1 protein-coding gene is annotated in these 1,209 nt (G+C 66.9%); it reads right to left on the bottom strand.

Annotated elements, in window-relative coordinates:
• Positions 1–33 precede the first annotated feature (33 nt).
• Positions 34–912, bottom strand: a complete 879-nt coding sequence (locus tag D7V93_RS43205; protein ID WP_120648691.1) for an IS630 family transposase — start codon at positions 910–912, stop codon at positions 34–36.
• Positions 913–1,209: the final 297 nt, after the last annotated feature.

Genomic DNA, 1,209 nt, shown 5'->3' with positions numbered 1-1,209 from the left:
CTAGTGGAGTGTCCGCGAAGTAATCCAACATAGTCAGCGGCGGTGCCGCTCGAACCAGTCGTGCATCTTGGCCCGAGTCCAAAGCCAGGTGAAGGGATGGGCGTAGAGGAGGTTGTACTCGGGCCAGCTTGCATCGAGGTGGGCGACGAAGTCGGAGCGGCGCTTCCAACCGCCGCGCTGCAGATAGCGCGCGCTGAAGGCCCGCAGCAGCAACTCGGCCTGGTTGAGCCATGAGGCATGAGGTGGCGTCACGAGGACACGCACGTGGTGGTAGCGGCGCAGCAACTCGCGCGTGTCCTGGGCGATGTGGCTGGAGCCTCCATCCCAGATGAGGTGGACCCGTCGAGCCTTGCGGTAGGGGTGCAGCAACTGGGGCAGGACTGCGCGCAGGCACGCCCCGTCGTTCTTCTCCAGGCACCAGCCCCGCATGGTGCCCGCGTGCACCACCAGCAAGGCCAGGAAGTTCACCGTCCCATGGCGCACGTACTCGAACTCGCGGCGCTCGATAAGGCCCGGACGTCCGGGGAGGGTAGGACAGCGGCGCTCAAGCACCTGGATGTTGGGCTTCTCGTCCACGCACAGCACCACCTCCCCGCGTTGGGCAAGGGCCTGGGCCCGCTCGTAGCACCAGAGGACCGCCGCCGCCTTCTGGCGGAAATCCTCGTCCAGGGTGGGCGTCTTCCAGTACCGGCTCCGGTGGGGCTGCAGCTCCGCGTGCTTGAGGATGAGCGCTACCGTGGAGTGCGACAGGGTGGGCGCGATGCCGCGCTCGCGGGCGACGCGCGCCAGCGAGCGGGTACTCCACTGGGTCATGTGCAGGCCCACTCCCGCCGGCTCACAGCAGGCCAGTTGCTCCACTTCTACGAGCTGCAGGGGGGGAGAGCCGCGATGGGCGGCCAGAACGAGGAGCATCCCAGACCACGAAGGCCCCCGCTGCTTCGTAACGTCGGCACAAGCTCCAGATGCTGGTGCGGTCCAGACCGAAGTGCTCGGCCAGGTCCTGCACGACGGTGGCCGGGTCGGCCATGGCCAGCAGAATGCTCGCCCGACGCGCCACGCGCTGCTCAGTGCGGCCGTCGTGCACCAGCTCTTCCAGGAGGGCAGTATCCTCCTGGGAGAGCTGGATGAGCCGCGGAGGTCGTCTCCTCATGGAGGAGAGCTATTCATCCTCCGCGACTATGTCGACTTACTTCGCGGACACTCCACTAG

This window comes from Corallococcus llansteffanensis, from assembly GCF_003612055.1.
In the GTDB taxonomy this organism is placed as follows: domain Bacteria; phylum Myxococcota; class Myxococcia; order Myxococcales; family Myxococcaceae; genus Corallococcus; species Corallococcus llansteffanensis.
Note: the sequence above shows the minus strand (reverse complement) of the source record. Positions and strands in the feature narration are given on the sequence as shown.